The sequence below is a fragment of the Arthrobacter sp. SD1074B genome, from assembly GCF_056780195.1.
Map to the genome: position 1 here is coordinate 2,429,104 of NZ_JBRAZT010000001.1, position 25,072 is coordinate 2,454,175.

15 protein-coding genes are annotated in these 25,072 nt (G+C 62.8%); 4 read left to right on the forward strand and 11 right to left on the reverse strand.

Annotated elements, in window-relative coordinates:
* The first annotated feature begins 304 nt into the window (after positions 1-304).
* The gene (wecB, locus tag ACUYM2_RS11200) at positions 305-1,447 is read left to right on the forward strand and encodes a non-hydrolyzing UDP-N-acetylglucosamine 2-epimerase (protein ID WP_481600122.1); all 1,143 of its coding nucleotides are present in this window, start codon (positions 305-307) and stop codon (positions 1,445-1,447) included.
* Positions 1,444-4,194 carry a heparinase II/III domain-containing protein gene (locus tag ACUYM2_RS11205; protein ID WP_481600123.1) on the forward strand — a complete coding sequence of 917 codons (2,751 nt, stop codon included), beginning with the start codon at positions 1,444-1,446 and terminating at the stop codon, positions 4,192-4,194. The genes wecB and ACUYM2_RS11205 overlap by 4 nt, the downstream gene beginning before the upstream one ends.
* A 90-nt stretch (positions 4,195-4,284) precedes the next feature.
* Here the strand turns inward: ACUYM2_RS11205 and ACUYM2_RS11210 are convergent, their stop codons facing one another.
* The 7 genes from ACUYM2_RS11210 to ACUYM2_RS11240 all read right to left on the reverse strand — a co-directional run bounded on the left by ACUYM2_RS11210 (position 4,285) and on the right by ACUYM2_RS11240 (position 17,382).
* On the reverse strand, positions 4,285-6,393 hold the full coding sequence (locus ACUYM2_RS11210; RefSeq protein WP_481600124.1) for a heparinase II/III domain-containing protein: 2,109 nt from the start codon (positions 6,391-6,393) through the stop codon (positions 4,285-4,287).
* Between the two features lie 366 nt (positions 6,394-6,759).
* Entirely contained in the window at positions 6,760-11,160 is a 4,401-nt protein-coding gene (locus tag ACUYM2_RS11215; RefSeq protein WP_481600125.1) for a glycosyltransferase, read from the reverse strand.
* Positions 11,161-11,189: 29 nt separating this feature from the next.
* Positions 11,190-12,440, reverse strand: a complete 1,251-nt coding sequence (gene wecC / locus ACUYM2_RS11220; protein ID WP_481600126.1) for a UDP-N-acetyl-D-mannosamine dehydrogenase — start codon at positions 12,438-12,440, stop codon at positions 11,190-11,192.
* A gap of 14 nt (positions 12,441-12,454) precedes the next feature.
* On the reverse strand, positions 12,455-14,134 hold the full coding sequence (locus ACUYM2_RS11225) for a glycosyltransferase family protein (protein ID WP_481600127.1): 1,680 nt from the start codon (positions 14,132-14,134) through the stop codon (positions 12,455-12,457).
* 233 nt (positions 14,135-14,367) lie between these two features.
* Positions 14,368-15,258, reverse strand: a complete 891-nt coding sequence (locus tag ACUYM2_RS11230) for an ABC transporter ATP-binding protein (protein ID WP_481600128.1) — start codon at positions 15,256-15,258, stop codon at positions 14,368-14,370.
* Positions 15,242-16,021: an ABC transporter permease gene (locus tag ACUYM2_RS11235; RefSeq protein WP_481600129.1), complete on the reverse strand. Its 780-nt coding sequence runs from the start codon at positions 16,019-16,021 to the stop codon at positions 15,242-15,244. Before ACUYM2_RS11235 ends, ACUYM2_RS11230 begins: the two co-directional genes overlap by 17 nt.
* Before the next feature lie 113 nt (positions 16,022-16,134).
* Positions 16,135-17,382 carry a glycosyltransferase family 4 protein gene (locus ACUYM2_RS11240; RefSeq protein WP_481600130.1) on the reverse strand — a complete coding sequence of 416 codons (1,248 nt, stop codon included), beginning with the start codon at positions 17,380-17,382 and terminating at the stop codon, positions 16,135-16,137.
* Positions 17,383-18,210: 828 nt separating this feature from the next.
* On the opposite strand from ACUYM2_RS11240, the gene ACUYM2_RS11245 reads away from it, so the two are divergent.
* On the forward strand, positions 18,211-18,714 hold the full coding sequence (locus ACUYM2_RS11245) for a DUF3515 family protein (RefSeq protein ID WP_481600131.1): 504 nt from the start codon (positions 18,211-18,213) through the stop codon (positions 18,712-18,714).
* 29 nt (positions 18,715-18,743) lie between these two features.
* Here the strand turns inward: ACUYM2_RS11245 and ACUYM2_RS11250 are convergent, their stop codons facing one another.
* From ACUYM2_RS11250 to murA, 4 genes are read right to left on the reverse strand one after another with little or no spacing between them, the layout of a single operon-like run.
* Positions 18,744-19,889, reverse strand: coding sequence for a D-alanine--D-alanine ligase family protein (locus ACUYM2_RS11250; protein ID WP_481600132.1), 1,146 nt, complete (start codon positions 19,887-19,889; stop codon positions 18,744-18,746).
* Positions 19,890-19,891: 2 nt separating this feature from the next.
* A complete protein-coding gene (locus ACUYM2_RS11255; protein ID WP_481600133.1) occupies positions 19,892-20,953 on the reverse strand; it encodes an NAD(P)H-dependent glycerol-3-phosphate dehydrogenase in 1,062 nt (353 codons plus the stop codon).
* Positions 20,950-21,747, reverse strand: coding sequence for a lysophospholipid acyltransferase family protein (locus tag ACUYM2_RS11260; RefSeq protein WP_481600134.1), 798 nt, complete (start codon positions 21,745-21,747; stop codon positions 20,950-20,952). Before ACUYM2_RS11260 ends, ACUYM2_RS11255 begins: the two co-directional genes overlap by 4 nt.
* A 10-nt stretch (positions 21,748-21,757) precedes the next feature.
* A complete protein-coding gene (murA, locus tag ACUYM2_RS11265) occupies positions 21,758-23,083 on the reverse strand; it encodes a UDP-N-acetylglucosamine 1-carboxyvinyltransferase (RefSeq protein WP_481600135.1) in 1,326 nt (441 codons plus the stop codon).
* A gap of 340 nt (positions 23,084-23,423) precedes the next feature.
* On the opposite strand from murA, the gene ACUYM2_RS11270 reads away from it, so the two are divergent.
* Entirely contained in the window at positions 23,424-25,052 is a 1,629-nt protein-coding gene (locus ACUYM2_RS11270; protein WP_481600136.1) for a N,N-dimethylformamidase beta subunit family domain-containing protein, read from the forward strand.
* Positions 25,053-25,072: the final 20 nt, after the last annotated feature.

A 25,072-nucleotide genomic window follows, 5' to 3' on the forward strand; every position in this document is an offset into this window, starting at 1 on the left:
CTCTTTGTCCCCGGCGTAGTTCCGTTACCAATCGCAAGCGTCCACAGCCACGGTGCCGTCCCTGCCTCCGCCCCGGTGTCGGCCCGGGTTCGCGCTTTTGGCCGCAAACGGCTGGTCGCCCTTGTGGCTGTGATAATCGTCTCCATCAGCATTCCAACGCTAGTACTAGCCCTGGTCCTGGCACGCTGAGCCGGACCGCATCCTCCACATGAGCCTGTGGGAGCCCTCCCCCGATTCAGCGATTAGTCGACAGTTCACGTAGCATCATTGCCGACGTCGTCCACAAATTTTGGGGGAAACACCTGTGCCCAGCATTATGCCCATCTTTGGCACCCGGCCCGAGGCCATCAAGATGGCACCCATCGTTGCCGCCCTGCACAAATCGGAGCTTTTCGACTGTGTGGTGACTGTCACGGGCCAGCACCGCGAGATGTTGGACCAGGTCAACGAACTCTTCGGTATTGTGCCGGACCATGACCTCAACATCCTGCAGCAGCGTCAGTCCCTCTCTGCGATCATGACGCGCACCATTGACGGCCTGGACAAGCTCTTCTCCGACAATAAGCCTGACGCGGTTATTGTGCAGGGCGACACGACTACGTCCACAGCCGGTGCCATTGCTGCCTTTTACCACGGGATTCCGGTGGTGCACGTCGAGGCCGGTCTTCGAAGCGGGGACCTTTTCTCTCCTTTTCCTGAAGAGGCCAATCGCAAAATAACGAGTCAAATCGCGAGCCTCCACTTGGCGCCCACAAGTGTCAGCAGGGCCAATCTCCTCGCCGAGGGCATCAACGCCGACGACATCGTGATCACCGGCAACTCTGTCATCGACGCGTTGCTGACGACGGTCGGCAAGCAGATACCATTCACTGACCCTCAGCTAGAGGAACTCGCGGCTAGTGGGCGGAAGATCCTGCTGGTCACCACCCACCGCCGCGAAAACCAAGGCGATGCAATGCGCGGAGTGGGCAGGGCCTTGGCCAGGATTGCGGAAGCCGAACCGGACATGGTTATCGTTCTGCCGGCGCACAAGAACCCGGTAGTGCGGGAAGCGGTTTTGCCTGCCTTGGAAGGCAAGCCGAACGTCATTGTCACGGAGCCCCTGGCCTACGGCGAATTCACGCGGATGCTCTCGCTTGCCCACATTGTCCTGACCGACTCAGGAGGCGTCCAGGAAGAGGCCCCGAGCCTTGGCAAGCCCGTCCTGGTCATGCGGGACAACACGGAACGACCCGAGGCCGTCGACGCCGGAACTGTTACGCTGATTGGCACGGATGAAGAGCGTATCGTGAAGGAAGTGGATCGCCTTCTGCACGACCAAGACCACTTTAATTCGATGGCCAACGCGGTAAATCCCTACGGTGACGGAAAGGCCGCCGAACGGACCGTAGCTGCAGTGGCCCAGCTGATCAACGTTGGAAGTAGAATCGCCGACTTCGGGCAGTGACGCACGAAACGCCTGGCCAGATTCATGCCGGTCACTTGGCATTTGGACCCACGGCAAAGACTGGAGAACTTTTGGTGCCGACTAATTTTGAACTGATGCGGGAAGCGGTGTTGCTTCAGCTCCCCCGGGCTTCGGATAAGGCTGCCCGATCCCGCGCCGAGAGGTTCTTCGAAGACGGCGTCATCATCAGCTCAAGATTCGGTGAGCTCCCCTATAACGACGGAGGCATCTGGGAAGATGCCTCCAAACGAGCTCAGGCGCGTTATGTCCACGGCTTCCTGTTCTTCGCAGACTGGTACGGGACCGTGCTTAGCGATGACGTCGTAGGACCCCAGTATGCGGACCTCGCACTACGGGTGGTCCGCGCTTGGGCGCTGAAATACGGCGACGGCACAACTCTTCCTGACGTATCGCATCACGACGAAACCACAGCTCAGCGGCTGATACAGCTCACCTCATTAGCCCTGAAGCTGAAGGACCTCGTGCCTAGGGAGGACTACACCTGGCTGGTCGGCTTGGCTGTTGGTACTGCCCGCCTGTTGGCTAGCGACGATTTTCACGCCACCGGCAATAATCACGGCATGTTCCAAGACCTGTCACTACTCTACTTTTCGGTCCTGTCTGACGTCATTCTCCCCGACGAGCGCGAATACTTCTTCAGTACCGCCACGAAGAGGTTGCACTCCTATTTTTCGACGTCGTTCACCACCGAAGGTGTGCACGTGGAAAACACGCCGACCTACCACCTCATGGTGTCGAAGAATGTCCACGGTGTCTTGGAGATTCTTGCCAAAACCGGACATCCCCACGCAGACTACTACCGCTCCCTGCTCCGCAATGCTGCCGAATACGCCACGCACGCGCTCATGCCGAACGGCATGTACCCGCCAATAAGTGACACGACACAGCAGTTGGAAACCAACGCCGCGCGGCAAAACATATTCGAAAGCAAGGAATTTGCCTACGCGGCCTCCGCGGGAAAACTAGGCTCCGAACCGCAAATAAGAACTTTAGTCCTACCGGACTCCGGGTACGCCATCTACCGCAGTTCATGGGGTGATCCCAAGGCAACTTTCGCGTTCTTTAGCGCGGCCTACAACGCGAACTATCACAAGCATTCGGATGACCTGAGCTTGTTCTTACGACGCGGGGGCATTGATCTCCTATCCGAGGCTGGACCCTATGGCTACGACTATAAAGATCCTCTGACCAAGTATGGTTATTCGTCCTATGCCCACAACTGCCTCGTGGTAGATGGCGTCTCGTTGCCTCGTACCGACGAGTCAGCCCGCTTGACCACCATGACGGCGCACGAGGTGCGGGCAGATGGGTTCCGGGTCACGGGTCGGACGGGACGGTTGAGGGACACAAGTCATTCCAGAACCGTTGACATCCGGGAGCAAGAAGGCGTCCCCTTCCTCGACGTACTCGACACAATAGAGAGCCAAGAGAAACACAGCTACGAACTCCTCTGGAACCTAGGAACCGACGTCGAGGCAGTCCTCCACGGCCAGGGTTTTGAACTGTTCCACGATGGCCGCAAGGTTATGGACCTCCAGTTCGACGCAGACGTTCCCACACGAGTCTCGCTCCACAAGGGAGAAAAGCGGCCCAAGCCCCTGGGCTGGCGCTTTCCCCGCTTTGGCCAAGCGGTCCCGGCCCCCGTGGTGAAAATTTCATTCGAGGGCGCCGGCGCGCAGATAAGCACCCGCATCAGAGTCGCCGATTTCAACTACCTCGACCGCGGCCTCAACGTGGAATCGAATGGTTGGCGGCGGAGCCGCGGCCACGTCGGGCTGAATTACCTGTCGGTCCCGGCCAAGTCCGATCTGGGCAACGGAAAGCTTGCCGTCGTCTTTACCGCTATCCACCAGCCCGGCGACTTCACCTTCAACTACAAGAAGTCCGTCGATGAGTCGGGCGTGCATGCCCTGTACATCCTGGATGACTTCGGGGACCAGGGATCGTACTATTTGTCGGACCACGGTGACAGGTCGATCTTTTCAGCGACTCAGACATTAATCGCTGAGGAGCTTAGTCGGCTGGGTCTGACTGCCGAGGATCTCATAACTGCCGGTTCCTCCAAAGGTGGAACTGCTGCCCTAATGCACGGTGTCGCAGCAAGCGCCGGACGCATCGTCGTCGGTGCACCGCAGGTTAAAATCGGTTCCTTCCTGCGTGATCCGCACCCAAACATGGTTCGTTTCATGATGGGCGACACCAGTGAATCGTCCGTTCAGACGCTCGACGCAGTGGTGTTCGATGCCATCCGGGACATGCCCGAAACGACACGCCTCGCCATCCTGGTGGGAGAAGCAGACCACCACTATAAGAACCACCTCTTGCCGCTAAAGTCCCACGCGGAGAGCCTCCAGAAGGTGATGGAGCTTACGGTTCTTCCCGGCCTTCCGCATGCAGAAATCGGCCCGGTGTACCGCCAATTCCTGACGGCAAACCTACGCCAAGCGATCTCGTCCGCCGGTGACGAAGCCGTCCCGTTTTTGTTCCACCGCCTGGGCGAGAATCCTGCAGAACTCCGCCTTGACGTGCAGCTACCCACCGGCTGGGAGGTTGCAACTCGACTCTTCCGTGGGGCGGAGACCGTCGCGCGAACGGGCTACGGCAGCAGGGATAACGTGTTGTGGAGCGGGTTGCCTGCCGGACGCTACCGGGCCAGGGTCTATGTGAAAAACCCGCAGCAGGCCCCTGTTCGCGCTTTCACCACGTCATGGGTCACCCTCCCCTGACGCCGGACACGCCTTGGGGGCGGAACGGTTCTTGGATAGGTCCGCTCCGCCCCCGGACGAGCGCGGCTTTGTTTGGCGTGGCCGCGCGTATTAGTAAGCCGAGGTCGTGAGTGCCAGGTTCCGAACCTGCGGCATCGACAGCTTGACGATGCTCAACGTCTGGCCTGCCGGGCCTTTCTCCGGAGCAGGAACGACCGTGAGGGTGGATCCCTTCGGAATGCCCGTGAAACGGAGCACCAGGGTCTGCCCGCTGCGGCGCAGAACCGCACGATCAGAGCCCAGGCTCACGGACGCGTCCGTCACCCACTGCCAGACAAGGTCCAATGGCTTTGTCGACTGGAGGGTGTCTTTGATAGCCGTGGTCGTGGATCCATGGCTGACCGAGCGAGTCGCCGATGATGTGCCCGGGAGAGCCTGCCGTAGGTCCACCACAGCGCTCGACGTCGTTGGCATCCTGATGGGCGCCACTGCAGCCGTGGGCTGGTTCGTGGACTGGACCGTCAGGGTCGAGTGTGCCGACGTCGAAGGTTTCCAGTAGGTCCAGCGGGTTGGTCCAGCGTAGTAGTTCAGGGGCGCAACCGCCGGGGCGCCGGGGTCAACCGACCATTGAACGCCTCGGCGAAACACCGAAACAGTTCCCAGATCGAGGTGGGCGTGGTTGGCGCTGTTGACGCCCCCCTTGAGCGTTGCCGTGCCTGCTGGAAGCTGGAGTGCGGCGAAACCAGTCTGCGGATAGACCGCCGACTTCCTGGGTGGCAAGACTCCCGCCGGCGAATTCCACCACATCAGGTAGGCGTCGGGCTTCTGCCGGAACTTCTTCGCCACCCAGGCCCCCACGGCGGAGTCCTTCCGGACGTGGGCGTCCCAGGCCGGCATCAGCGGACTAAGCTCCTCCGGGGCCGCGTCGGCAAAAGGGGTGGGACGGCCGTCAGGGTCAGTGCTGTTCATTGCGTATCCAGAGACCTTCGCCAGCGACGGCATAGACACCGGAAGCGTTGGGTAGAGGTTGGGTAGCGTCGAATACAGCACGGCTATGGCCCGGCTTTGGTACGTCCAATAGCCTGGACCTTCCTGCGTACCGCCATCCGCGGTGATCAACTTAAGGGCAGGCTGGATGGAGTAGAGCGACTCCTTCGCGAGCGCGGCCGCCCGAGAAGGAGACTTCTTGAGGAAGACGGCGGCGGCTATGAGGTTCGCAGAGTCATGGATTGCTGCAATATTTGTGGGGGCGTCCACAAAGTTCTCACCGTCGGCCTGCAAACAGGTCTGTGGGCCTAGCCACCGAACGAGTACCGTCTCCTCCATACCGGTCGCCTTCGTCCAATTCGTCGCGGTTGCCGCCGCCAGCAACAGATGGGAGGACGACAGGGTGTTCATGCCCTCCGGGCCGGCGGCTAGGATCTTCTTAGAGTCGGAAATAAGGACGTTCCGGGCCGTGGTATTGGATCCCGACAGCCAGCCGTAACCCAAGCGCGCGACCCGCGGCGCGAAGGCGTCCCGCAGTTGCTGCAGGGACACGGTTTGCGTCGCCTCCGTGGCGGCGGACCGCAGCATCTGCGCATGCACGGACATGAGCCCCGCGTCGGCGGCCTGCCGCGCCTTAGCAGTAGCCAGCAGTGCGTTAGAGGTGCCTACGCCGGGGCCGACCAGCGGCAGAACCGGGGTAAAGCCGCTGCCCGCCGAGGGCAGCGCGCACCCGCCAGGGAATCCAACCCAGCCAGACACGGTCGGGATGGGTCCGGAACCATTTTGCAGGGCCCCTAGCCAGGGCGCCGATTTAAGGTTTGGCGCCGGAACCGGTTTGCCGATGACGGCCAACTGCGCTGCCGTGTCGGCAGCCAACTGCGTGGTGAAGGCACTGGTGCGTTCTTTGGCTCCGCCGTAGGCGCTGAGCGAAATCCGGGCGGCCGAATAGTCGGCCAGCGCTTTCGTTGCGACGCTTTGCTGTGTCGTCCGATAACCGACAAGGACCGTCAGTTGCAGGGCACCCTTGCGGACTGTTGCCGCCCTGGTGGCTTCGTTCCGGATTCTGACTGCGACGGCGTCCATGGCCGCTTGTGTCGTCGCGACGGTGAGAGCATCGCCAGCGGCCTTGAGCGAGGCGGTGCCGGAGGCAATGGCGTCCTTGACCGTCAACGCATTTCTTCTTGCGAGTTTCGGGACGTACGGCCGCGCATTGACATAGTCCTGAGCCGCCACATATGTGATCTGGCGAAGGACTGAACGCTGCTCACTCAGCGTAGCGGCCGACGCCGGCCCCGCCACTACCGCGCTCGAGAGCACAGCAAGAGTGACGACCGTGGCCAGCCCGGCCGCCCCCCTGCCACGCCGTAGGGCTAGGGGCTTAGGCCCCTGCCTGAGGAAAGACATAATCGACGATTTCACAGGTGTCTCCAGGGGGATAACTGACTTGGCAATAAAGCGGACAACCGTCCGGGCAACCGAGGCGGCGGAGGCCACAACCTGGCCTCAGAAGCCTCTCAAGTCTATTTCTCGGAGTACCAGCATCAGCGATGCGTAGACGCATCTTTACCGAAGTTTTGCCACCGCTATCCGAACGTATCCCTAGGAACTCTCGCCGAGAATGACCGCCACCAGGGCCGAAAGCACGTCACGTGAGTCGAACCGGGAGGCGACGTAATCCCGGGCTGATTCGGCGGCATTCACCCAGGCGCAATCGTCCAGGGAACCCACAAATCCGGCGAGTCCGGCTACGTCCGCGTGGAGCCAACTCGTCGGATAGATTTGGTCGGCTCCGGGCCACGCAAGGCTCGCCGGGACAGCGCCTGACGCCGCACCGTCCGGCAGCGTGAGGTGGAAGGACTCAAAGTCGCTAAGCGAAAGCACCACACCAATTTTCCGGTACCACGCCGCCATGTCATCACCTTGGGCATCGAACGTGACGGCCCCGGCAAGGAGCGGATCCGATTCGATTCGACGGTACTGCTCATCGTAGAACGACATCTCTTCGGGGCGGTTCGCCATCCACTTGAACTCTTCCGGCCGCTTGCCCTTGATGAAGAGCCGATAGCGGTCATCGCGCAACCGCAGCAGCCTGAGCACGTCCAATGCCTTGTCCAAGCGCTTGCGGGCAGGGACGATGCCGACAAATCCAAGGTTGAATCTGGCGTCGGCGTCTTTTTCCTGCCGAAGCTCAGCGGTCGAAACCGCATTGGGAATCACCCGGCTCAGCTCTCGAGGAACATCATGATCGCGGACGGCGACGTCAAGAATGTGCTTTCCGACGAAAACGACTTCATCCACCGCCGCATACGCGACGTCTTTCACATAGGGCCGGAAAATTTCCTGAAGGTGAAGTCGAGTCACCAGGCGCTGGTGTGACGACTTGTTTCTCGAGTACCAGACAGTATTGCCGAGCGTCCACTCGCAGAAGATCACGTCAGCATCCCCCAGGAGGCGCCGGCTCTCCGCTTCGTCATGTTTGTTGTGATCCAGCCATTTATCGATTGTGACGCTGTGGCCGAGCGCTTCAAGCTCGGTGATGAGGCCCGTTGCGAATTTCAGATCGTGTCCAGCAATCAACACCTTCTTCGGACCGCTACTTTTTGAGGCCACCACAGGATGGCCTACTGAAACGAGTTCTCTCCGCAGAGTGAAGTCGGGGTCTCCAGCGCTGCCATGGAGGGCTTTCAGTGAGGGGCTGTCCGAATCCGCGACGCCGAAGCGCCCCAGCCCGACGCCCGGAATATCGAGGTCGCCGCTTGATATCGAGACCGATTTCCAATCCCCGAACCTCGTTGCAGTCAGCATGTCCTCGAACACTGTGCGATCGCAGTGGCTGGTTCCCGGAACGCCGATAAAGGCCAGCCCCTCCCCCCTGGCCTGCTCGGCTGCCTCGGAAAAATCAGCCACAAGTTCTACGTTTGAGTCCGTTGGGTTCTCGGCACTCACGGCATAAATCCGAACGGGTCGCACGGTCTGTAGGTCGAGACTCGAGACGACTTCCGGCGTCAGGCTCTCTACGAAAACCGCGTACCCCGGAATCTCGGGAGCCGTCACGGTGAGCCCCGCCGTGCGAAGGATGTAGGCCAGCCGGTGGGCCGCGGTGTGCCCCCTGTGCACATGCCGGTAAGCGAGCCACGCATCCCGAAGGCGCCCCCTCTCATCGGTCATCCACTCATTGACCAGCAGTTCAGCCTCTTCTTGCCCGTTGATTACCGGCACCAAGCCGTTCATGATGTACTCAACGCCGAGTCCCTTGCCGCTGAGAACAGCCGATCCGGAGGCAGCTACTTCCATGACCCGCCGCGAGAACATCGTGGCTGACCTATCCACGGAATTGACGTTGATGTGCACGGGGTGCGACTTGTAGGCGTTGACCATTTCGGCGTAGCTCAGGCCGCCCCGCACGTACCGGGCGAGATGTGCTGGAAAATGATAGGGGCTCTCGGGATTAAGGTGCTGCCGATCGTAAATCGCCAGAGCGTGCTTCTTCGCAACATCGAGGATGGTTGCAAGTTCCTCGGACCGGGACTTGTACCGGTCGCCGTAGTAAGAGCCGGCATAGGCAACGGAGTGATCGTAGGCGCGGTCGGAGGGAACAATGTTGTGTAACCGCGGCTGGGCATAGAAGGGAAGCGAAGCCACCGTTCTTTGCCGTGGACCGGCGGCCGCTTTGTACCGGCGGATGCAATCGGAATCGGTGGTGAAAACGTGGTCAAAGTGGGCTGCTGTGGGGCTGAACCGGTTGAAGTGGACCGGGTCTTCCTTGTTCCAGAAGATTGTGGGGACACCTGTGGCGTTGCAGTGCTTCAGGATGGCCCGCAGCGTGGCGAAACGCATATCGTCGTAATAGCCGACCTTTTGCTTCCACCGTCCATCAACGCCTTCCCAAGCCGACTCCACCAGGAGGACATCTAGCGGATGGGCATCTAGTTGCTGTTGCCACGTATCTGGCCGCAGTTCGACGAGGGACGTTTCGCCACGCAAGCCCTCGAGGGTGAACTCGTCGGCGATGATCCCGACGGTCAGCTCGGAGGGCAGGCGACCTGCCGCCGGGGCAGCTTTCCTAGCGATGTGATTATGCGCCTCGACGGCTCGGCTGCCGGTGGAGCGCCAAGTCCGCTCGTCGAGCGTCCAGAGGCGGGCGCGCCTGCCCATGACGGCACGCGTCTCTGCGTCCTGAGCCAACTCGCTGATTGCCTCGGCGAGGGAATGATGGTTCCCTGCTTCGGAGAGCACCGCGCGGGCCTGGCCGGGCCCTGCCAGATCGCGGAGCGGGGGAAGGTCGCTAAGGATCAACGCTTTGCCGCTGGCCATGGCCTCCAACGGCTTAAGTGGCGAGACCATTTCGGTAACCGCCGAGCGCCTCCGGGGGCAGGGCATGATGTCGAAAAGACTGACGTACCCCGGGATTGCTTCTGCCGGCACTCGCCCGGTGAATCTCACGTTGTCAGCTACTCCGAGGTCAACGGCCCGCCGCTTCAGCTCGGGCAGCTGAACACCGTCCCCGACGATGACCAGGGTGATGTCCAGGCCTTCGTCCAATACCAATTTGGTGGCCTCCAGGAGATCGTCCAGGCCTTCGTACGGGACGAGGCTGCCCGCGTAGCCCACCACGGTTGTGGTGTCCGCCAGCTCGAGCTCTTGACGCAGCGGCTCCAGGGCCGGCATCGGAGTGAAGGTATCGGTATCCACCGAGTTCGGCATCAGTTCAATCGCGGCCGGGTCAACTCCACGGTGTAACAGCTCATCCCGAACTTGGCTGGTAATGGCCAGCACCAGATCAGCTTCTGTTGCTACCAGAGTTTCCAGTTTGACTGCCAGTTGGAACCGGTCTGTAGTTTCCCAGCCCGGGTTATTGGAAAGCTGCGTAATCTCCCAGAGTCCCCGAACTTCATAGGCGAAGGGGATGCCGAGCCTGCGGGCCGCCATGAGTGCCGGGAGAGCAGTGACATAATTCGAAGCAGCCTGAATGAGCGACACCCGGTTGCGCTGGGCCTCGCGGACGTAGACATCGACCGCCTCCGACAGGTAGTAGTCCAGACGGTCGCCGGTCCAGCTCGGTCCCGGATTGAAGACATGCGGGACGCCGCTGATTTCGCGTTCGAAGCGCTCGTTGGAAGAAACTTCGACGTCGACCTTCGAGTCCCACGGGTATCCCGGGCGTGCCACCACTAGGACGTCTTCACCATTGGCCTGAAGGCCTGCGACCACTCCCCCGGTGCGGGTGGAATACCCGTTGCTGTTAAAGTGGCCGGTGCTGTGTGCGCAGTACATGATCCGGTTGCGTTCTGCAGCGTACCCGGCGTTGGGTTGGCGTGGGGAGAGGAACTGTTCGCCGGTCAGGAGTTCACGCTGTCCGAGGATGTTCTGAACGATCGCTAGTTCAGACCCTTCGAGTTGTCCCAGGAGAGCCGAATTCTGCTCAATGAACTCGGCCGGTTCGAGGATGGCTCCTCGGACAAAATAATCGTGGGAAACCAGCTCGATGGCCGTTGCCTTGCACGGCTGCTCGGCAAACTCAGCGACGAGGTCTTCACGTGTCACGACCGGTGCCGCGTCGGCGCCGATCTTACCCAGCGTTCCACGACCGTCTCCGTTACGGGACGCCGGCCCTCCGGGTTCTTTCCCCGAGGAGGGCTTGGCGGCCGAAGAGCCACCGTTTGCCGTGCTGGAGCCGCCAATTACACGCGCGAGACTCCGGGCGGGAGCAAGTATGGTCTGCCCCACCCGGAAACTCTTGGAGGCGCGGAGTGCCTTCAGTGCTGCTTTGAGTCGCTTGCGGTCCTCGTTGGCCAACGTCAAGTCAGCCTTGGCCTTGTCACGAGCCCTTCGCATGGCCCGAAGGTCCTTTTCCAAGGACTCAACCTGACGCCGGCTCTCGGACTCGTGGCCTACAAGGCGCTCATAGTCTTTGATGACGGCGTCAATGTCCTGCAAGTATTTCCTGCGCTTGGCCAATCTGACAGTCGTCACCTGAGCGACTTCGTCTGCATACTTCAAGGCTTCACTCCGTGTCCGCGTCGGGCTAGTTACTGCCAGATTCCTCGTGTATCCAGGACGGGTTTACCGGCCATGGACTCAAGATCCATTTCCCTGAAGACATCGTGGTCCACAAGGAGGAGCACAGCGTCGGCCGCGGCCACTGCGGCTTCAAGGTCATCCTGGAGGACGACATTGCTGAGACCTGCGAGCTGCCGCGGGAGTTGCTCCACATGCGGTTCAACCACCAGCAACTCGGCGCCGTCCAGCTTGTTGCTGAGCTTCTCGACGATCGCCACGGCCGGCGACTCACGGAGGTCGTCAATGTTGGCCTTGAACGCCAGCCCTAGGACAGCGATTTTCGGTGCTACGGTCGCGCCGACAGCTTCCTGGACTTTCTTGACTACCCATTCGGGCTTGGAGTCGTTGGTTTCGCGCGCCTGCCGGATCAGCTGCGCTTCCTCCGGGGCGGCGGCCACAATGAACCAAGGGTCTACGGCGATGCAGTGTCCGCCCACGCCTGGACCCGGCTGCAGGATGTTCACACGGGGGTGGTGGTTTGCGAGTTTGATGAGTTCCCAGACATTGATGCCCAGCTTGTCGCTGATCACCGAGAGCTCGTTAGCGAATGCGATATTCACGTCACGGTAGGAGTTTTCGACCAATTTGGCCATCTCGGCCGTCGCGGCATCCGTGACCAGAATCTCGCCCTGGCAGAAGACGGCGTACAAGGCTTTGGCCAGTTCAGCAGCTTCCGGCGTCAGCCCGCCCACGATGCGGTCGTTGGTGACCAGTTCAATCATGATTCGACCGGGAAGAACACGCTCAGGGCAGTGCGCCACATGGATGGCCGGTTTTCCGTCTGCGCCGTCCAGGCTGAGGTCCGGGCGCAGGCTTACCAGATAGTCGCCAAGGAGCTGCGTGGTCCCGGGAGGGGAAGTGGACTCGAGGATGATCAGTTCCCCGCCCACGAGCTGGGGGGCGATGCCGTCCGCAGCTGCCTTGATGTAGCTCACGTCGGCTGTGTGGTCAGCGTTGAAGGGGGTGGGGACGGCAACGATGTAGGCCTGCGCCGCCGGCGTCACCACGGAAGCGCTCAGCTTGTGCTGGCTAACCGCACCGGCCACATAGTTGGCCAGATCCGGTTCAACGAAAGGAACCTCGCCGCGATTAACAGACTCCACGGTGCCTGCATTCACATCGACGCCGATGACGTGGATGCCGTTGCCTGCGAGAATCGCAGCCGTCGGCAGGCCGATGTAGCCCAGTCCGATGACAGCTACAGTTTCGATTGTATTCAAGGAGAACCCCCCACTCAGACAGAGACTTCGTCTCTGTAATTTCCATAAAATTTTAATACGCCGCTCGCCATCAGCTCTGCGTCGCTGACGGTCCAGGTATGCCCCTCGGTGGCTCGCTGCTGGCAGTAATTAAACCTGTCAGACGCGTAGACGGCGCCTCCGGCGGCAACTACATCACGGAGGAAGCGTGAGTCTTCTCCGTTGCCCACAGGCGCAAAGGGACTGCTGCGGAAAATGTCCGCGGAGCCCATGATCGTGGGACCCATGACCGTCCGAGTATAGCGGTGCTCCCACTCGGGGAAGCGAAGTAGCGTTGCGTTACGGCCGGCGAGATACATGTAGTGTGCTTGCTTTCCCACGATGTCCGCGGCCGAGTACTCCAACGCGTACAACTGGTCGCTAAGGTATTCCGGGGCGTAGAAGTCGTCGTCGTCCATCTTCGTTAGTACCTCACCTGCAGCCGCGGCGACGCACCTGTTCAGGCACTCCCCCAACGGAACGTCTGTCCCCGCGCTCAGGAGAGTCACGGACGATAGGCCGTATTCTTCGCTCAGGCGGCGAATCGCCGAATTGGCCGGCGTGAAGCCATGGGTAAGGAGGACCAACTCGGCTTCGACGTCGCGCTGGCTTCCGACCGTCTGGAAGACATGCTCCAGTTGCCGCGGGCGAATGGTCGAGACGAGGAGTGAGACAGTCGGGCGCCGGGCCGGGCGATGATGCCCGGGAGCCACGGCAGCAAGTACCTGGTTGCTTCTAACCCCGTAGGTGTGGTCCCGCCAGATCCTCCGCTGACCGCGGTGCTGCTGGCGTTCACCTAGTTCCGGATTCCGGTGCAGGGCGCGCAGGAGTTGCTCCGCTTCAGTCTGGGTCGTCACGGTGAAGATTTCATCTGGCCCGAAGTGGGTGCCGATCGCGGCACTGGGGGTGGTCAGCAGATTGGACCCGGACGCAATGATCTCGAAGACCCGCCGGGAGCACATGGTGGGTGAATCGATCACCGAATTGACGTTGAGAAAGGTTTTGTACGCCTTGTAGGCGGTAAGCATCTCAGAGTATTCGAGCGACCCGACAACCCGGCCGTCGAACGGAGGCGGGAACTGGTATCGGGGGTCTCCGCCCATTTGCCGGGAAAAGATCTCCAGCCCGGTTTCCATTGAGGTCGAGGCCGCTTCTGCAGCCTTCAACACGAGATCAAGTTGCTCCCGGCGCTCCGGATATTTCTCAGCGAAGTACATTCCGCCGAAGGCTACGTCCCTGTCATGCCAACCGTATTTCGGGCGTACCGGATTGTGGATGATCGGTTGCGCAGCAAACGCCAGCACGTCCACACGGTCGTGTCCGAGGTCCCGAACGTACGCGTCGCGGCGACCGGCATCGCTTGTGAAGACAAAGTCGAACAACTTAGCTGCAGCCAGGAAGTCGTCGTAGTGGGGCGGATCCTCTTTGTTCCAGAAAACAGTCGGGATTCCGTGCTCCCGGCACCACGACGTCAGCTGCGCCAATGGCGAGGCGGCCCCGTGTTCCTTGCCGACGATCTTCCCTGCCCACTGCCCCTTGTTGCCGTTCCAGGCTGATTCCACGAACAAGAAGTCAACCGGATCCTGCGAAAGCTGCTCGAGCCAAGAGCGGGGGGATAAAGGTGTGCAGACCCATTCCGCGCCGAAGGCCATCGCTGAAAAGTCATCAAGAATCACCGCAGCGCGAACGTCCGTGGCGGACCGGGCGCGGGAGACTGGAACGGCGGAAGGCCGGAACTTCAGACGCCGTCTTTTCCCACGCCCAACCCACACGCCCTCTGCGCCCCGCACCGTGTCCAGCTTCCGGTGCCCCGCTTCAAAAGCCTCCCGGGCAAGCCAGGTACGAACCTGTTGCGGGCCTCCCGTCCTCAAATGCCACACCAGCCTCCGCAGCTTCCTGATGCTGGACCTCATACTTTGGACCGCCGCAGCGAGTTCCGGTCGCTCACGTCAGCGACCTGCAGGTCGTTCACCATCCGCCGCCGGATTTTCAGGGCCCCCACACGATCGCCCTCCGCCAGCCTCTGGGTGAACAACCGGTAGTACTTCACCACGTCAGCGGGAGCTCCATCAGCGAGAAGTTCGCCCTGATCAAGCCAGATAGCCCTGTTGCAGAGGTCCAAGACGGTCGACATGCTATGACTGACCAAAAAAACCGTGCCGGCTTGCTCAAGCAGTTCCATCATGCGTTTCCGCGTTCTGTCCTTGAACTGCGCATCACCGGTATTCAGCGCCTCATCTATGATGAGGATTTCCGGATCAATGGCCGCTGCTATGGCAAAGCGCAGTCGAGAGCCCATGCCGGCAGAGTACGACTTCATCGGCATGTGGATTGCTTCTTCCAAGCCGGACAACTCGACAATCGACTCATATTTATGGTCTATCTGCTGCCTGGTCATTCCCATTGCCAGGCAACCCAGCATGATGTTCTGATCACCGGACAGCCCGGGTATCAGCGCTGCGTTGACGCCGAGCATGACCGGCGTTGACGTGGCATAAACGGCGCCGGAGGTCGGGGGGATCTGCCCCCCGACAATCTTCAGCAGCGTGCTCTTGCCGGAACCATTCCGCCCAATGATGCCTACGGACTCTCCATGCTCCACAACTAGCGAGAGTTCGTTCAGGGCGGTAACGCTTACGGCTGTGGCCTTGGACGCCTTCCTTCTGAGCAAGCTCCACGCGGACCCCTCGGGTGCATCGTCTGCTTTAGAGCGCGATGTGGTCTTGTAGGTCATGCTGACTTTGTCGATGACGACGGATGGTGTTCCCTCGACAAAGTTCAGCTCAGAGTTCTCGGCCATAAGTTTCCTCTCCGCGCCAGAACACGATTGTTCCAACGGTCAGCGCCAGCATGGACCACAGCGCCAAAATCGCCCAGGCGCGCCAGTCCCCGCTGTGCCCATAGAGCAGCACTTCCCTGGCTAGATGCAGGACGTTGTAGAGCGGGTTGTACTCCATGACCGCCTTAATTGCAGGCTGGCCGTCGAACCTGTCGATGGAGAAAAACATGCAGGATGCGTACATCCACAGGCGCATGGCGTAGGAAATCAGCTGGTTAGCGTCGTTGAAGACTGCGACGACCCTGGCGAGGATTAGGCCAACGCCAAGGTTGAAGACGAATTGCAGGAGCACCACTGGTATCAGCAGCAGCCATCGCCAAGAGATCTCCTCGGCGGGAGGAAGGACAATGACCAAAATGAGCATCGTGATCAACACGGGGATGTTGGACAACAGTTCACGCACGTTCGCCGCGAGCACAAGGCTGGCGCGCGGAAACTGGAAGGCATGAATAACGTTCTTATTTCCGGTAATGGCCCGGGATGAAGTGGTGATCGCGCGGGTTGTCATCTGAAAGAGGAAGACGCCAATGATGAGGAACGCGACAAAGTTCTCCACTCCGCCGCCGGACTTTAAAATGACGCCCATGATGAGATAGAACATCAGGCCGTTCAGCAGCGGCCCCAGCACCAGCCACGCCCGGCCCAGCCGGTCCTGCTCGTTGCCCGTTTGAATCCTGGATTGCGCGTCATAATAAATGAAGTGACGATAATCCCAGAGCGACACCAAGTAGTCCAGAAACGGAGGCCTGGCTCCAACGCGTCGCAGACCCCTAAGACTGACTGAGGTGGTGACCGCAGTCGGCGTCGGACCTTGCGGGGCTGCCGCAGTATTAGTGCTCAAATTCGAGCCTCCATCAAATCCTCGTAGGCTCCGGCCAGAGAGAGCGCATTCGCTTCCCAAGTGCGGCTCTCCAGCACGCCCTGCCTCCCTGCCCGTCCTAAGAGTTCCCTCAGCTCCTCGGAATCGAGGAGCCGTTCCAGTGTAGCCGCCAAATCCCGCGGGTCTTCCGGCGCCGCAATGAGTCCATTGCTGCCGTCCGTCACAATTTCTTGTAGGGCCCTTAGCCGGCTGGCAACCACCGGCCGGCCGCAAGCTAAGGCCTCCACCGGTTTGAGCGGTGTCACCGAGCGCGTGACGTCAAGGTCCTTGCGCGGGACCACAAAGACATCCAACGCCTGATGAAATAGGTGCGCTTGGTGACGAGGAACTCGCCCAGTGAAAATGATGCGATCGGCGAAACCGCTTCGCCGCGCCTGCTGCTTCAAGGACGGAAGCGAGGACCCATCGCCGACGATTAGCACGCGCAATTCCGGGTGGCGCGGGGCCAAGAGCTCAAACGCAGCAAGCAGGTCGTCAATGCCTTCATAAGGCACGAGGCTACTCACCGTGCCAATGTACGGTCCGGATTCAGGAAGGCCCAGCTTCCGCCGTGCCCGGCAACTGTCCTGTGGTTCCGCCAAGAATTCTCCACCGATGGCATTCGGCGCGAGCAGTACTTTTCGGCTCGGAGTGCCGCAGGCAACGATGTTCGCCTTCATGGCGTCACCGAGTGTGACCACCAGGTCCGCCGCGGACATCATTTCGGCCTCGCGCTGCTGGAAAAGCCGGTATTTTTCGCTGCCAAGGACGGCGGGTGCCCGGGTGGACGCCCACGTATCAGCCAACTGCCCTCGGACCTCATATACCCAAGGAATGTCCAGCGCGTCGGCCACTGCTCGAACCACCATGCCGTTCACGAAGTGCGTGGTGGTGTGGAGTACGCTCGGCCTGAATTCCAAGGCCACACTCATCAGCTCCTCTGCCTGCTGCTGGAGACGGGCATCCATCGTTGCCGCCAGCCGGTTTGGAAGCAGCCGCCGGTAGCGAACGCCGTCCACCACGTCCTGCAGCCCGGCGCCCAGCTTTCCCACCTGCACGGGATAGCCAAGGCGCGTTACCGCAAGGACGTCCCACCCCGCCCGTTGCTGGGCGGCCATGATGGAGTGGGAACGCTGGGCGTAGCCGCTGGTTGTATGGGGCAGGGAGTTGGTCAGCAGATGCAGGACCCGCCCCGGGACCGGAGTGTGTTCGCGCCGGCCCAGCACTGGCGCAGCGCCTTGGAGGACGGCCAACTCCGCTTCGAGACGGGCCCGCTGGCGCCGTCCGCGCCAACCCGATCCTTCGAGAGCGGCTACAGCGTCGCTAAGGGCGCCGTCATGCCAATGCCTCCGTGCCAGAACAGGACCATAGCCACGAGATCGCTGGGACCCAGCCAGCAGCGCGTCCGCAATTTCGGGGAGATTCGCGGCGAGAGCCACCTCGGCGAGGCGCCGCGACCTCCGGCCAGGGACGGCTCGATCTGCGCCGAGTCGGAGCCTGCGTGCCAGGTCGCTGGTGTCCCCGCGGAGAATCGATGCCAGCAGCACCGGAATCGAGCTTGAATCCCGCCGCGCCACACCGCCCACTACCCGGCCCACGGGCTGGACTATGGATGCGGGGAACCGCCTGGAAATTTGGAGGAAGAGGACTACCGGATCATCCGTGAGGTGTTGCGCTGCCGTGTGCGCAGCGAGCCTTGTATTTCCAAGGAATTGGATCATTGGGTGCCTGCCTGGACGGTCGCAGTCCCGACTACGCCTCCCCCACGGACGGCCAAGCGACGCGCCGTTCAGATTTGCCGATACGGCCTCCGCGACTACGGACTGTGATCTCCCGCCACGCCATGTCACCGCAGGCACTCCCCCAAAGTTGCAGACTTAATTCGAATCCGTGCAGGCCGGGCGCCAGTAAGCGTCATGGGCCGCAATGCCCCAGTGCACAGATTCAGCCAGTCTACTCGACGGGAAGCCCCGGGAACGTCGCAGGGACTCCGCCCGGGCACCGTCTCTCTTCGCGGGCGGAAGCAGTCACCTGTGCCGGGATAGGCTTGAACAATGCCTCAGTTCCGCTTCCCGGCGTCCGTTCGTCCGCTCCGCTTTCTGGCGGCCGCCGCTGCAACCGCGCTGGTGCTGACTGCTTGTTCCCCCGTCGTCGACGTCGCCCCGGCCAAGGACGCGGCGAACGCCGCCTGCGCGCCCATGATGCTGGCGCTGCCGGACAGCATTGGCGAAGCAAAGCTCCGCAAGACCAACAGCCAGGGGACGGCAGCATGGGGCGACCCGTCCCTGGTGGTGCTGCGGTGCGGCGTCAACGTCCCGGGCCCCACCACGGACCGCTGTGTGAGCGTCAACGGCGTCGACTGGGTGATTAAGGAGGGAAACCCCGTCTGGACGTTAACCACGTTCGGGCGTGAACCGGCCACGGAGATCCTGATGGACCCCAACAAGATCAGCTCGGCCACGGTGCTGGCGGAGCTCGCGTCCCCCGCCTCGAAGATCAAGGCGGTCCGGAATTGCGTGGGCCAGGAAGAACTGCAGAAGCTGCCCACCGGAAAGTAGGCCGTCGGGCAGGTACCTCGGCCCGGTTTTTACCGCAGGCCGGTTTTGCGGTGCAGGGCGAGGTGGATGAGTTCGTCGATCAGCTCCGCGTAGCTAAGCCCGGAGGCCTTCCACATCTGCGGGTACATGCTCTTCGGCGTGAAACCGGGCATGGTGTTGATCTCGTTGATGATCAGCTCACCCTCGGGCGTGTAGAAGAAGTCCACGCGGCTGAGGCCCTCGGCGCCGACGGCGTCGAAAGCAACCGCCGCCAGTTCGCGGACCCGGGCGCTGGCTTCCTCGGGGAGGTCGGCCGGGCAGCTGAGCGCCGCGGCGTCGTCGACGTATTTCGCATTGAAATCGTAGAAATCGTGGCCGCCGCCGGCAACCGAGATCTCGCCGGGCATGGACGTCCGCGGCGCATCGGTCCCCCGGCCTTCCAGCACGGCGCATTCGATCTCGCGGCCTACGATGCCGGCTTCGATCACGAGCTTGGGGTCGTGTTCCCGGGCAGCCTCGATCGCGGCGTCGAGGTCCTCGAGCGAATCCACCTTGGAGATGCCCATCGAGGAACCGGCGCGCGCCGGCTTGACGAAGACGGGGAAGCCGAGCTGGTCAACGCGCTTGCGCACCAACTCCGGATCGGTGAGCCACTGCCGGTCCGTCACCGCGATGTAGGGTCCCACGCGCAGCCCGGCGGACTCGAAGACCACCTTCATGAAGTGCTTGTCCATGCCGACGGCCGACGCCAGCACACCGGCGCCGACGTAGCGGGTGTCAGAAAGCTCCAGAAGCCCCTGGATGGTGCCGTCCTCGCCGAAGGGGCCGTGCAGCAGCGGGAAGACCACGTCCACGGAACCCAGCTCCTGCGGAACCTGGTTGGGAGCGGCGACGATCAGCTGGTGTTCTCCACCGATTTCGGCCAGCGTTACCGTCTGGTCCGACGGCGCCACTTCCGGCAGCGCGGCAGCGGACAGTGACCACTCCGCGGTGTCCCCTGATGCCAGCACCCACTGGCCGGTCTTGGCAATCCCGATCGGGATCACCTCATACTTGGCCTGGTCGATCGCGCCAAGGACCCCGGCCGCCGTGACGCAGCTGACCGCGTGTTCGCTGGAGCGGCCGCCGAACAGCACCGCCACCCGGGGCCTGGTACGGCCGGACGGCGCCTCTGTAGTCAAATTCTTTTCCGACACTTTTAGTAATCGCCTTCGGATTTCAGGTCCCGGGACAGCAGCAGCGGTCCCAGTTCGTCTACGGACAGTTTTCCGGCCAGCACGGCGACGACGGCGGCGGTGATGGGCATCTCGACGCCAAGCTTGCCGGCCAGTTCATGCACGGCCTGCGCTGACTTGATGCCTTCGGCGGTCTGCGTCATTTCCGCGGTGACCTGCTCCAGGCTCAAACCGGTTCCCAGCAGCCGTCCCGCGGTGTGGTTCCTAGAAAGCGCGGAGGAACAGGTGGCGACGAGGTCGCCCAGGCCCGCGAGCCCTGCCATGGTCCGGGCCTCGCCGCCCAGGGCCAGCGTCAGCCGGGAGGTTTCGGCGAGGCCGCGGGTGATCACGGAGGCCTTGGTGTTGTCGCCCATCTGCTTGCCTTCGCAGATGCCGACGGCGAGGGCAATGATGTTCTTGACGATGCCGCCGATTTCTACGCCGACCACGTCCGAAGTGGTGTAGGGCCGGAAGTAGGGGGCCGTGCAGCTGCGGGCCATCCATCCCGCCGCAGCAGCGTCGGCGCACGCGACGACGGACGCCGTCGGCTCCTCCCGGGCAATCTCCATGGCCAGGTTGGGGCCGGAAACCACGGCCACCCGCTCGGCGGGTATGGCGAGCTCCTCGCAGATCACTTCGCTCATCCGGGCATCAGAGTGCAACTCCAGGCCCTTCATCAGCGACACGACGAGGGCGTCCGGACCAATCAGGTCCTTCCACTCGCGCAGCTGCGGGCGGAGGGTCTGTGCGGGGACGGCCAGGACCACGAGATCGGCGCCGCGGAGGACCTCGGCGACGTCGGTGGACGCGGTGATGCTGGCGGGCAGCCCGATGCCCTTGAGGTACTGCTCGTTGCGGTGCTCGGTGTTTATCTGCTCCACGACGGCGGCGCGACGGCCCCACAGCCGTATGCTGCGCTCGACGCCGGACGCGCTGGCGGCGTCGGCGAGGATCTTTGCGAACGTGGTCCCCCAGGATCCGGCGCCGAGCACGGCAACACAGGTGGCCGAGTCCGTGGCATCCAGGGCGGGGAGCTCCACCGTCACGTGGCACCGTCCGCGGGGCTGCCGCTGTCCTGTGCGGCTGATCCGCCGGGCTGCCCGCCACGCTCGATGAAGCGGCCGTGCGTGGACTGGTTGTGCGCCGACGGGTCCCAGCGGACCAGCGGAGGTTGTCCGCCGCGCAGGGTGGCCAGCAGCTCGGTGATGGCGTCCATGATGTCGTTCGTCGCCTCGGTCAGCGTCGCCTTGTCCAGCGGCCGTCCGGCGAAGGCGCTCAGGTCCACCGGATCACCCACCAGCACGCGGGAAGTCTTCCGGGGGAAGACGTGGAATCGCTTGGCGTAGCGCGGGAAAACTTCGTGCGCACCCCAATGGGCCATCGGGACCACGGGAATGCCGCTCTCCAGCGCCATCCGGGCGGCGCCCGTGTGGCCCTTCATTGGCCACAGCTCCGGGTCGCGCGTCAGCGTGCCCTCCGGGTAGATGATGATGGCGCCGCCTTCGTCCACAACCTCCTTGGCGACCTGCAGCGAACGGTTGGCACCCGCCGTCGAGCGCTCCACCGGCACCTGCTTGGTGTTGCGCAGCACCGAACGCAGCACCGGGACCTTGAACAGGCTGCCCTTGGCGAGGAAGTGCGGCATCCGCTTCTGGTTGTAGAGCATGTGCCCGATCACCAGCGGATCGATCTCGGTGCAGTGGTTGGGCACGGCGATAAAGCCGCCGGCGGGAAGCTTCTCCAGCCCCTCCCACTTCTTGTTCATTAGCAGGTTCATGACGGGCCGGACGATCCCGGCCACGATGACAAAGGTGATGTGGCTCTTGGCCGTTTCTTTCACGTAGTCCCCGCTACCGGGTCGAGGTGATGTCGAAATCGGCGCCCAGGCCGGCGAGCTTCTCGGTGAAGCGCTCGTAGCCGCGGTTGATGATGTCAATGCCGGTAACGCGGGAGGTGCCGGTGGCGGCGAGCGCCGCGATGAGGTGGCTGAAGCCGCCGCGCAGGTCGGGAACGTCGATATCGGCGCCGTTGAGCTGCGTGGGTCCGGAGATGACGGCGGAGTGCAGGAAGTTCCGCTGGCCAAAACGGCACGGGACGCTGCCGAGGCATTCACGGTGGACCTGGATGTTGGCGCCCATCCGGATCAGGGCGTCCGTGAACCCGAAGCGGTTTTCATACACGGTCTCATGCACGATCGAGACGCCCTCGGCCTGGGTCAGTGCCACGACCAGCGGCTGCTGCCAATCGGTCATGAAGCCCGGGTGCACGTCGGTTTCCAGCACCAGCGGGTTGAGCTTTCCGCCCGGGTGGTAGAAGCGGATGCCGTCCTCGCCGATGTCCATGCCGCCGCCCACCTTGCGGTAGGTGTTCAGGAACGTCATCATGTCCCGCTGCGTGGCGCCTTCGACGAAGATGTCGCCGCGGGTCACCAGTGCGGCGGAGGCCCAGGACGCGGATTCGTTGCGGTCGGACAGGGCCCGGTGGTTGTAGCCGCCCAGGTCCTGCACACCCTCGATCCTGATGGTGCGGTCGGTCTGGACGCTGATGATCGCGCCCATCTTCTGCAGCACGGCGATGAGGTCGACAATTTCCGGTTCGGTGGCCGCGCCGGAGAGCTCCGTGATGCCCTCGGCGCGGGTGGCGCTCAGCAGGACCTGTTCGGTGGCCCCGACTGACGGGTAGGGCAGGGCGATCTTGGCACCCTTGAGGCCGTTGGGCGCGGAGATGTGGATGCCGCCCGGACGCTTCTCCACGACTGCGCCGAACTGGCGCAGGACGTTGAGGTGGTAGTCGATGGGGCGGTCGCCGATCTTGCAGCCGCCCAAGTCCGGGATGAAGGCCTCGCCGATGGCGTGGATCAGGGGCCCGCAGAGCAGGATGGGGATGCGGGAGTCGCCGGCGTGCGCGTCGATGGCGGTGTGCGAGGCCGTCTTGGCGTTGGTCGGGTCCAGAGTGAGGTCCCCGGTGACCGGGTCCTTGTCCACCGTGACGCCGTGGAGCTGGAGCAGGCTGGTGACAACCTCAACATCCTTGATCTCAGGGACGTTGCGGAGCACGGACGGCTCATTGCCCAGCAGGGCTGCGACCATCGCCTTGGGGACAAGATTCTTGGCCCCCCGCACGACGACGCGGCCGGTCAGCGGGACGCCTCCGCGGATTGTCAGAACACTACTCATTTACCAGTTTCCTCACGACTACTCGCCCCCAAATCCTTACAAAGGCTCCAGCTAAGCATAGGAGCTAGCGTTACCGATCTGAAATACGGCGCGCTCCGGGCCGGCCTGAGGCGTACGTTCAGGTCCCTGAGTTCCGGACTGTTGCGCGACCGTTTCGCACATAAGTACTCAAGTAGTTTTCGGGCGTCCCGGCGCGTTCCGCCCGGATGATGCGCGTATTCTCCACGCCTGTTGGAATCAGCCGGCGCCCCTAACCTTGGGAGAGGTCGTGCATGCGACTCTCCACGGCAGCTAGTGCCGCCCACCGAAACCACATCGGCGGGTGGGAATCGAGGCGGCAATGGGCGCGAATGACTCCGCTCCTGGACGCAGAGCCGTGCTCGGCGCCGCGATCGCGGCACTTTCGTGGGCCGCCGCTGAGGCGGCATCGGAGGCCGCCGCCGGAGGGTTCCGCCCGCCGATCACATTGCCGCAGGCCGCGGCGGCGCGGAAGGCGCAGGGCACGTCGTCGCCGGTTGCCGGGGCTACCAAACAGAGAATGGTGCAGGTGTCGGCGAAGCGTCCTGGCGCCACGGGGAGCGACGTCGCATCCAGGCGGTGGACCACCCCGGAGCTGGAAGGCTTCCTGGGCCAGCACGCCTCCACCCCGCAGCAGCGCAAGGTGAATGTCTACATCAACTCCAGCCTGGGCAGCATCCGGATCCAGGCCTACCGGATCGGGGACTACAACGGGGAGGGCCAGCGACTGGTCTGGACGTCCGGTCCGGTGCGGGTCCAGCGGCAGCGGCGCTTCGCCGTCGGGAGCAAAACCCGGATGGTGTCCTGTCCCTGGCGTGTGACCACGAGGGTCGACACGACGGGGTGGCCCGACGGGTTGTACTACCTGGTCCTGGCCGGCGGTTCCGGGCGGACCCACCGGATCCCACTGATCGTTGAGTCGGCCTCGGTGGTGGGCAAGGCCGTACTGGTCTTCAACGACTGCACGATGCAGGCGTACAACAAGTGGGGCGGCTATTCGCTCTACACCGGGCCGAACCATTCGGCGGCCACCCGGTCCTACAAGGTCTCCTTCGACCGGCCCTACCGGAACTTCGACGAAGTGGAGCTTCGTAACGCCCCGCTGGTCCGCGCGGCGGAGGCCATCGATGACCCCGGACTCAAGCTCGCGTACACCACCGAGGCACGGATCAGCCGGAACCCCGGGCTGGTCCACGGCGCCGCGGCCGTGATTTTCGCAGGCCACTCAGAGTACTGGTCCCCGGCACTGCGCCGGACCGTAGAAGGTGCACGGGACAAGGGCACCAACATCGTCTTCTTCGGAGCCAACAACGTGTATTGGCGTACCCGTTTGGAGTCCTCCTTCACCGGGACAAACCGTGTCCTGGTCTGCTACCGCAAGGCCCGACTGGACCCGTTCCGCCGCCGGCACCCCGAGGCCGTGACCACGCAGTGGCGCCAGGCTCCGGCGGCCAATCCGGAATCAACGCTGACCGGCTCGGTGTACGGCGACCTGGGGGTCAAGGGGACGTTCACAGTGACGGACCCAAGGTTTTTCGCCTTCGACGGCACGGGCGCCGTCCGCGGGGCCAGATATCCCGGGCTCACCGCCGGCGAAACCGACCGTGTCTATCCCCGGGCAGTGCACCGCGCCTTCACCTACGCCAAGAAGCTCCGCATCTTTGCCCACTCCCCGGCTTCCGGCAAGCACGACTCCCGGGGTTGGTCGGATTCGACCTTCTACCTTGCCCCCTCCGGGGCCGGGGTCTTGAACATGGGCACCATGGGCTGGTTGCAGGCGCAGATCGATGGCGCCGTCCCGGCCCGGTCCCGGAAGTTCGCCTTGCAGGTCACCCAGAACATCATCCGCGAAGCGGCACGCGGCCCCCTGGGCCACCGCGACCGCGCGGCCCGCCCGAACCACGCCGGGCTCCCCCACCACGGGCCGAGGCTCCGGCCCACGGCTATTTGAGCTGGGCCCTTCGCATGGCC